Annotated in this window: 3 protein-coding genes; 2 read left to right on the top strand and 1 reads right to left on the bottom strand. The window is 41.4% G+C overall.

Annotation, left to right across the window (positions count from 1 at the left end; genetic code table 11):
* A partial coding sequence (locus ACP5J3_RS11930) for a putative sulfate exporter family transporter (RefSeq protein ID WP_428495893.1) occupies nucleotides 1-1200 on the top strand: 1200 nt, incomplete at its 5' end.
* 11 nt (nucleotides 1201-1211) lie between these two features.
* On the opposite strand, the gene ACP5J3_RS11925 is transcribed toward ACP5J3_RS11930, so the two are convergent.
* Entirely contained in the window at nucleotides 1212-2216 is a 1005-nt protein-coding gene (locus ACP5J3_RS11925) for a radical SAM/SPASM domain-containing protein (RefSeq protein WP_428495892.1), read from the bottom strand.
* 125 nt (nucleotides 2217-2341) lie between these two features.
* Here ACP5J3_RS11925 and ACP5J3_RS11920 point away from each other — a divergent pair, with 125 nt between their 5' ends.
* A complete protein-coding gene (locus tag ACP5J3_RS11920) occupies nucleotides 2342-3010 on the top strand; it encodes a hypothetical protein (RefSeq protein ID WP_428495891.1) in 669 nt (222 codons plus the stop codon).
* Nucleotides 3011-3706 lie beyond the last annotated feature (696 nt).

Here is a 3706-nt window from a genome sequence, read left to right as displayed (position 1 = left end):
ATGCTTTTGCTGGCGGGCCCGGCGAAGTTGATCGGCGTTAAGTTCGGCGACTGGGTGAGGGGCTTTTCCATAATTTACTGGATTTGGTGGCTCTGCGCCTTTGTTATCGGCTACAAGCCTATTGCCGACGTGGTTACCACCGAGTTTGCCTTTACCCTGGCGCTGTTTGTGGGGATGTTGCTGGGGAATTTGCCTAGGGTGCCTCAGTGGCTGTTGGGCTCTGCCAGAGGGGAGTGGTTTATAAAGACCGCGATTGTACTCCTCGGCGCAAAGATCCTATTTACCGACTGGATTAGGTACGGCGGCGCCGTTTTGACTATGGTATTGATGTCATTTCCGGTGTTTATGCTTCTCGCATTTCCAATATTTAGACTGTTCACAAGGAATACGGACCTCAGTGTCGTGGCCGCGGTTGGGGTCGGCGTCTGCGGCGTCTCAGCCTCTATCGCGGCGGCCGGCGCCATCGGCGCGCCTGCCATCTACCCCACCATGGTCTCGGCGGCGATTTTAATATACGCGGCGGTGGAGCTTGTCATACTGCCCTGGGTTGGGATTTCTCTAGTTAAGGCGGGTGTTATGAGCCCGGCGGCCGCGGGGGCGTGGATGGGCCTCTCCGTCAAGACAGACGGCGCCGCCGCCGCCTCCGCTGAGATAGTAGCGAGGGGGGTGGGTAGCGATATTCCGCTTAGCGTAGGCGTTATGTCTAAAGTGCTGATCGACATATGGATTGGGGTCATAGCCTTCGTGCTGGCGTTAATCTGGGTGTTTATTGTCGAGACTCGGAGAGCCGCCGCTGAGCAGGGGGCTGGCGTGGCGGCTAAGGCCAGTCCAGGTGTAGAGAGGAGGAGGCCTTCTCCTCTAGAGTTGTGGTTTAGATTTCCCAAGTTTGTCTTGGGATACTTCTTTACTTCTATTGTGGTGTCGCTCCTCATCATGAACCTCGCGGGCACCGTATACGCCTCTCAACAGAACCCGGTGGACGCCGCTACGAAGGCCGTGGTGCCTGTGGTGGTTAATAGGGGCACTGACCCGTTCCGCGTGTTGCTCTTCGGCTTGACCTTCGTGGCTATTGGGATAAACACCAGGTTTAGCTTGATGAAGCAGTACAAGGTGTGGAACCTCTTCATCGCCTACGGCATCGCCCTGTTGATAATTATCGGCCTAGCCTATTTAATAAGCACGTCGTTCTTCCCCAAGTAAATAGGCTTTTTTTAGATTCCATATAAAAGATAACAATTTTTGCAGTCATCCGGTGGGAAGACCGGAGTTGTTGTTTCACGCACTCTCATCTCCCAGATATTAATAAAATCCTTATATCGGCGCTTCGTTAGTATAGTTTTTAAATTTTCTGTTTTTAAATTACCAAATACTAAGCGAGGCGCTTTTTCGCATCTGCCTTCAAAACATCTAACAGGGTCATGTGCTGGGATGTTTAAATATACACAGGGAGAGACGTCTCCCTCGACGTTTATAAAAAGTGTTGATAAGGGATTTTCTGGACATATGGTATATTCCAGTGGGGAAAATCTCCTATAGTTGAGAGGAATGCCAAACTCTTCAGCTATACGTCTCGCCTCTTTTATTGTTTCCAACACTTCGTGGGGTACTTCTCTGAAAAATTCCGTAAAAATTCGGCGTCGCCAAGTATTGAGATTTGGGATGTAGGAAATATTACTTAAGTTTATTTCATCTACACCTAAATTAGCCGCCAACTCTACGAAACGAGGCAGTTCTCTAAGCGTCTCCTTTAATAACATGTAAATTGCTACAACTTTCGGCCTATTGTGATGTAATTTGGAAATTTTTATAAAATTTTTAACATTCTGTACAACTGTATCAAAGTCGTTTCCCTTTCTGATCATATTATGAGTGGCGGCAGTTGCACCTGCAAAAGTTACTGCTACTAAATCTACACCTGCTTTAAGAATTCTATGTGCCATTTCATTGGTTAGATATACGCCATTTGTTGCAAAGCTTGTCATAAAACTGGTCTTAGCCATAGATAACAGCTCAATAAATCTAGGATGAAGGAGGGGCTCTCCCCACCCTTGTAAATGTACATGTTCAAAACCTAATTCTTTACCTTCATTAAGGATTTTTATAAAAAGAGAAATGTCCATAAATTTTCTATTCCAAGTTGCTGAGAAAATAGTTAAGGGGCAATAAATACACGCCCCATTACAGACTGTTGAGACCTCAATTTGAATGATTTTCACGCAAAAACTTGCATAAGAGATATATAAAACCTTCATTGCCGTGAATTAAATGCATCGTACATGGCTAATATATAGTGTACACCATGTATAGTAATACATTTAAACAAGAGAAAATAGAAAGCGATGTGGATCCGATAATTTTAGATCTCTTAAAAACATTTGTTGAAAAAAGTTTAATAGATAAAAATGAAGAAATTACACCTTATAAAATAATGAAAAAATATAACTTCTACCCTTCATTTGCTTATAAATTAATTAAAAAACTAGAAATGAATGGCTTGATTTCATGTAATAAAAACAAAAAAAAGAAACAATGTAGGATAACATTATATGGTTTACTATTTTTATATAAATACGATATACAATCAAGACAAAATATTATATCTATATTTTCAAAAATGCTAGGAACAACGGATAAAACAATGTTAAATGTGGTATTAGATACAATATCTAGGTCTAATATATTACCTAGAAATTTAATTGAACTTATTTCATTTTCTATTGCTCATTCTCATATTAATGAAGTGAAAATGTTTTTATCAACTCTTTCAAAAAAATTAAATTTCACACTTGTTTTATCACCTAATATTATTTATATTAGATCTGGTAGTCAATCATTTATTCTATGTGCTAAAAATTGTAAAAATTGTAGTCTTGATCGATGTTCTTCTATTCAATTTATTAAAGATAACATTGATGACATATCCCTTCAAGGTGTTAATTCTTATGAATTTAAAGAAAAAAGGTCAGCCATGTTATCTTTTTTTGATATTCACCATATACTAGAAATATAATTATTGTTTAATTTTAAATTTACTATATTAAGACTTGGGTTGACTTAAGGCTTTGTTTATAGGTATAGAATTTTTCCACTGCTATATCTGATGGCTTATGTGATATACCGCTTTCTCTTAAGTTTTTACTTCTCTCTTCTAATTATTCAACGTAGATCTACATGGTGTAGATGGGTAGGTTTTAACTACATCACCACTGTGATACGGCTTGGTGCCGTACTTATATTGCCTACATCCCTCGTCTACATTGTGAAGTCCATCGCGCGGAGGTCTTCCTTCTGTTGTGGTACCTACCCTCGGCTTCTTGATTACTTTACTAAATAATATATCAGGATCTAGCCAGCCTCCCGAGCCTCTGAAGTACCTCTTAAGCACCTCATCCTCTGTCTCAGATAAATGTTCCTCTATAGCGTGGACATTTACCGCCGGGTCTCTGAGCTTCGCAATGGCGATTTTCCGTATCTATCTGATCTTAATACTGAAACCTCAAGCCGCCAAGCCCCCCTCTTCCCTGTGCGCCACGATTTTATGTCTATCTCCTTCTTTTTCTATGGTTATCTTAAAAAGCTCCTGTCTGTGTAGTCTTCTAGTAACGCAACTGATGCCCAGCGCCGGCTTTAAAAACGTGGCGGGGGATGGGGGTGGTAAATGTTTCTAACCGGTATAATATGCCTCTCTACAGGCGGCAGGGCTTAC

Origin of the sequence: Pyrobaculum sp., from assembly GCF_049971835.1 — an archaeon.
Classification (GTDB): domain Archaea; phylum Thermoproteota; class Thermoprotei; order Thermoproteales; family Thermoproteaceae; genus Pyrobaculum.
Note: the sequence above shows the minus strand (reverse complement) of the source record. Positions and strands in the feature narration are given on the sequence as shown.